The organism is Halomonas sp. BC04, assembly GCF_000568385.1.
On record NZ_AZQX01000092.1, the window covers coordinates 1 to 5,183 of the forward strand.

Consider the following 5,183-nt stretch of genomic DNA (forward strand, 5'->3'; position numbering starts at 1 on the left):
GACGGCATGCCGAAACAGCTCGGCAAGCAGAAGATAGCAAGAGGATACGACAAAGAAGAAGAGGGAGAGTCGATCATGAGCAAGATCGAACGCGTAACTTCCGTAAAGAGTGAGCTTCTCGACATCTTCATGAGCTTGAAAGTCGCCGAACACGAGAGACGCTCACGCACCGCCGCTCAGCGCAACCTGCGGGCGCGTCGCGGCATCGAGCTGCACAACGAATTCAAGGAGCTGGAGCGAAATATCGCCGATCTGGCCGAAGACGAGAAACATTGACGACGGCCGCCCGTCGGCGACCGTCCAAGGCAGTCACCCAAGCCCCGCCAGGCGGGGCTCAGGCCCTGTCACCCCAGCAAACTGTTGATGAACACCAGGATCACGCCCACCGGCGCAATATAGCGCGCCACCACATACCAGAGCGTCTCGCTGCCGGCGCTCAGGTTCAACTCCGCGGCGACGCTCTTGCGATCCAGGCACCAGGCCACGAAGACGATGGCGCCAAGGCCGGTCAGCGGCAGCAGGATCGTGCTGGTGAAGGTATCCAGCAGGTCGAATACGTTGAGACCGAAGATCAGGAACTCGTCCCAGACGTTGAACGACATCAATGCTGCGATGCCCAGCGCCCAGACCGCAACACCACCGGCCAGGGTGGCCATCACCCGGGTCAGGGGCGACCGCTCCTCCACGAACTCCACCACCGGCTCGAGCAGCGATATGGCAGAGGTCAGGGCAGCGAAGGTCAGCAGCAGGAAGAACATCAGGCCGAGGATGATGCCACCGGTCATGTTGCCGAAGGCCAGCGGCAGGGTGACGAAGATCAGCCCCGGCCCCTCACCGGCACTCAGGCCGTTGGCAAAGACGATGGGGAAAATGGCCAGCCCCGCCAGCAGTGCAATGCCGGTATCCAGGATGATCACCGTACGCGCCGTGCCCAGCAGGTTGACGTCCTCACCCAGGTAGGAGCCGTAGGCCATCATGATGCCCATGCCCAACGATAGGGTGAAGAACGCCTGGCCCATGGCGGCCAATACGATATCGCCGCTCAAGGCACCCCAGTCAGGGCGGAACATGAAGGCCAGTGCCTCGCCGAAGTGACCCGTGGTCATGCCATAGCCCACCAGCACGATCATCAACACCACCAGCGCCGGCATCAGCGTGCGCACCGCCCCTTCCAGGCCCTTGGTCACGCCGCGAGCGACGATCCATACCACCAGGGCCATGAAGGCTGTATGCCAAAACAGGAGTACCCCCGGGCTGCCCAGCAGCCCGCCGAAGATGGCACCGACGCTGTCGGCATCCTGGCCGGTGAAGGTACCGGTAACGGAGTTGAGGGTGTAGTAGAGGGACCAGCCACCAATGACACTGTAGAAGGAGAGGATCAGAAAGGCGGCCAGCACGCCACTGACCCCGACCAGCGCCCAGGCCCTGGTTTGCCCATTGCTGGAAGCCAGTTTCAGCATGGCATTGATGGGGTTGTTCTGGCCACGGCGACCAATCATCCATTCGGCGACGAGAATCGGCAGGCCGATCACCGCGACACAGGCCAGATAGACCAGAACGAAGGCGGCGCCACCGCTCTCTCCCACCATGTAGGAAAACCGCCAGATATTGCCCAGCCCCACCGCAGAGCCGGCAGCGGCTAGCACGAAGGTCATCTTCGACGACCACTGTGCATGGACGAGTTTCGACATGAATCACCTATTATTGTACATGCGAGTATTGGGTAAGGTTATTGATATGTAACAAGACAAAAAATCAGTGCTAATGCAGTGTTTTCGTCCTTTATTCGGCAAATTTATCCGATTATTGACGCAATGACCAGTAATTCATCGACGATGAGGCCACGTCGTAAAGAGCGATCGAGACGCGCCGAGGCTGCCACTCTCAGCGAGGAACACCCGTGGTGATGAGAAGGAAGGGGGGCAGGCATGCATGGTGGGCTGGTGCCCATTGGGCGTTACTACGATGGTGCGCCGAGCGGACAGGGAAAAGGGAGTTTTCCCCTGTTTTATCCACAAGATGCCATGCCCTTGTCAAGCTATTGAATGGTGACCGCGGGTCGCCGCCCGGCAAAAGAAAACTGAGGCCCTTTCCCCGTGGAAAACGCGTGTAATGGACTTCTCCGCACTTCCCGCCACGCTGAGACAGCGCCCGACGGCCATTGACGGATAACAAGAAGTGCGAAGGAAGGCCGGGTATGCTGGGGGTGTTCGGCAAGAGTTATCAACAGGCGCCCCTATGGCAAGAAAGCCAGCATCCTGTCACCTGTGGAAGAGGCCTGGGCAGTCAGCAGGACTGGCTCCAAGGGATAACCCCGGATACCGTTCAGATAGGGTTTTCATAAAGCTGTAACAAAAAGAAGAAGCAGCGCCGCTTCCCCGGTGGCAGCATAGCCCTTCCGCGCCTGCAGGAGATCCCGGACGGAGGCGTCAGTCGGCTTCACAGTGGTAAATCATGGAAACGAATCTCAATCTTGCCCTTTTCGAGCACATCAATGCCACTCCCGATAGCCCTGCAGGGTGGCTGCTGTTGGCCGAGGTCTCTGCCGTCTATCTGATCTGGTTAATTCCGGCACTGCTGGTGATTGGCTGGCTGCGTGGCAGCGACCGACTCAAGCAGCCCCTGCTGGAAGCCTTTATCGCCACGCTGCTCGCCCTGGCGGCCAGCTGGTTGATCGGCTTTCTCTGGCCCAGCCCACGCCCGTTCATGGTGCCTGTTGGACACGCGTTCCTGGAGCACTCGCCAACCCCGGCGTTTCCCAGCAACCATGCCACGATCATGCTGACCATGGCCTTCAGCCTGATGCTGCACGCCAAGACCCGTCGCATCGGCCGCTATCTGCTGTTGCTGGCCCTGCCCGTGGCCTGGGCACGGGTCTTCCTCGGCGTTCATTTCCCCCAGGACATGCTGGGCGCCACCCTGCTGGCCGCGGCAATGGCACTACTGGTGGGCGTCAGCCGCAACTGGCTGATACTGCCCTTCTATCACCGTGTAGCGCGGCGACTCTATCACCTGCTCTTTGCACCGCTGATCGCCCGGGGTTGGGTACAGCGCTGAGCACACAGCGGGCTCGTCGCCATTCCGGGTTTACTCGACGGTAACGGACTTGGCCAGGTTGCGCGGCTGATCCACGTCCGTCCCCTTCAGTACCGCCACGTGGTAGCTGAGCAGCTGCAGTGGAATGGTATAGAGAATCGGGGCCAGGGCATCATGCACATGGGGCAGTCTGAGCACTCGTATACCCTCTTCTTCTTCCAGCCCCACCGCTTCGTCAGCAAAGACGAACAACTTACCGCCACGGGCTTGTACTTCCTGAAGATTGGACTTCAGCTTGTCGAGCAGCTCATCGTTGGGCGCCACCGAAATGACCGGCATCTCGCTATCCACCAGGGCCAGGGGGCCATGCTTGAGTTCACCGGCCGGATAGGCTTCGGCATGGATATAGGAGATCTCCTTGAGCTTGAGGGCGCCTTCCAGGGCGATGGGGAAATGCACTCCCCGACCCAGAAAGAGCGCATGGTGCTTCTCGGCGAAGGCCATCGACAGCGTCTCGATCGCGCCATCCAGCTCCAACACCTGCGACACCAGCCGTGGTAGGCCACGCAGCCCCGACACCAGCTCTGCCTGGATATCGCTGGAAAGCCCCTTGACCTTTCCCAGTGCCAGGGTCAACAGCATCAGGCCGGTGAGTTGGGTGGTGAAGGCCTTGGTCGAGGCCACGCCGATCTCGGGACCGGCCTGGGTCATCAGGGTCAGATCGGATTCACGCACCAGAGAACTGCCCGGCACGTTGCAGATAGCCAGGCTGCCAAGGTAGGCCTGCTCGCGGGCGAAGCGCAGTGCCGCCAGGGTATCGGCGGTCTCGCCGGACTGTGACAGTGTCACGAACAGGGTACCTTCGGGCACGACCACCGTCCGGTAGCGATACTCGGAGGCCACCTCGACCTGAACCGGGATCCCGGCATAGCGCTCCAGCCAATAGCGTGCCACCATCCCGGCATGGTAGCTGGTGCCACAAGCCACGATATGGATCTGCCGGACACGCGCAAACAGCGCTTCGGCCCCGGGTCCGAAAATCTCCGCCAGGACCGACCTCTCACCTAGCCGGCCTTCCAGTGCCGCAGCAATCACCGCCGGCTGCTCGAATATCTCCTTGAGCATGAAGTGACGGTAGTCGCCCTTGCTGGCAGCGCCATCGCCATGCTCGAACGTCTGGGTCTCCCGAACGGCCGGGCTGCCTGAGGCATCGACGACCTCGATGCGGCCACCATCGGAAAGGCGAACCACATCGCCCTCCTCCAGATAGATGAAGCGGTCGGTCACCTGCAGCAGCGCCAGCGGGTCGGAGCCCAGGAAAGCCTCGTCGATACCCACCCCGACCACCAGGGGGCTCCCCTTGCGGGCGCCAACGATGACATCGGGTTCATCGGCATGCATCACCGCCAGGGCATAGGCGCCTTCCAGTCGCGTCAGCACCCGCTGCACCGATGCCAGCAGGCCGTCGCCCTGCCGATACTCACGCTCCAGCAGGTGCGCCACCACTTCGGTATCGGTCTGGGATACAAAGAGGTAGCCGGCTTCCTTGAGCTCGTGACGCAGCGCCTCATGGTTCTCGATGATGCCGTTATGCACCACCGCCAGGCGATCCCCCGAAGCGTGCGGGTGCGCATTGGCCTCACTGGGCTTGCCGTGGGTGGCCCAGCGGGTGTGGGCGATGCCGCAGTTCCCCGGCAGCGGCTCGGCGTCAAGCCGCAGCTCGAGTGCGGCGACCTTGCCCAGGGCCCGGCAACGCTGCAGCCCCCCGGCGGCCAGTACGGCCATGCCGGCTGAATCATAGCCACGATACTCCAGCCGCCGGAGTCCCTCGAGCAGGATATTCTGCACATTGCGCTGGGCAACGGCGCCAACGATTCCACACATGGGAGTTTCCTCAGTATTGCTTGGACTTGTTGGGACGCAGCCAATCCGCCTTGGTGACCTGCCTGCCACGGGAGACGGCCAGGGCATTGTCGGCCACGTCCTTGCTGATCGTCGATCCGGCACCCACGGTGGCGCCGCTACCCACGCTGACCGGAGCCACCAGGGCCGTATTGGAACCAATGAAGGCCCCGTCACCGATCTCGGTGCGATGCTTGTTGGCACCGTCGTAATTGCAGGTGATGGTGCCGGCACCGACGTTGACG

The 5,183-nt window shown here is 61.7% G+C and carries 5 protein-coding genes; 2 read left to right on the forward strand and 3 right to left on the reverse strand.

Going from position 1 to position 5,183, the window contains the following annotated elements; all coding sequences use genetic code 11:
- Positions 1-75 precede the first annotated feature (75 nt).
- On the forward strand, positions 76-276 hold the full coding sequence (locus Q427_RS06880; RefSeq protein ID WP_043512292.1) for a PA3496 family putative envelope integrity protein: 201 nt from the start codon (positions 76-78) through the stop codon (positions 274-276).
- Positions 277-344: 68 nt separating this feature from the next.
- On the opposite strand, the gene Q427_RS06885 is transcribed toward Q427_RS06880, so the two are convergent.
- Entirely contained in the window at positions 345-1,691 is a 1,347-nt protein-coding gene (locus Q427_RS06885) for a sodium-dependent transporter (RefSeq protein ID WP_043512285.1), read from the reverse strand.
- Positions 1,692-2,454: 763 nt separating this feature from the next.
- Between Q427_RS06885 and Q427_RS06890 the strand changes: the two genes are divergently transcribed.
- Entirely contained in the window at positions 2,455-3,057 is a 603-nt protein-coding gene (locus tag Q427_RS06890; protein ID WP_043512287.1) for a phosphatase PAP2 family protein, read from the forward strand.
- Between the two features lie 30 nt (positions 3,058-3,087).
- Here Q427_RS06890 and glmS read toward each other — a convergent pair whose 3' ends face one another.
- Positions 3,088-4,920, reverse strand: coding sequence for a glutamine--fructose-6-phosphate transaminase (isomerizing) (gene glmS / locus Q427_RS06895; RefSeq protein ID WP_043512289.1), 1,833 nt, complete (start codon positions 4,918-4,920; stop codon positions 3,088-3,090).
- Positions 4,921-4,930: 10 nt separating this feature from the next.
- The coding region (locus tag Q427_RS06900; protein WP_043512290.1) for a DapH/DapD/GlmU-related protein at positions 4,931-5,183 on the reverse strand (253 nt) is incomplete at its 5' end.

Excerpts from the sequence above, each read along its gene's own strand:
- Q427_RS06880 (WP_043512292.1), top strand. The coding sequence starts at position 76 with ATGAGCAAGATCGAACGCGTAACTTCCGTAAAGAGTGAGCTTCTCGAC.
- Q427_RS06885 (WP_043512285.1), bottom strand. The coding sequence starts at position 1,691 with ATGTCGAAACTCGTCCATGCACAGTGGTCGTCGAAGATGACCTTCGTG.
- Q427_RS06890 (WP_043512287.1), top strand. The coding sequence starts at position 2,455 with ATGGAAACGAATCTCAATCTTGCCCTTTTCGAGCACATCAATGCCACT.
- glmS (WP_043512289.1), bottom strand. The coding sequence starts at position 4,920 with ATGTGTGGAATCGTTGGCGCCGTTGCCCAGCGCAATGTGCAGAATATC.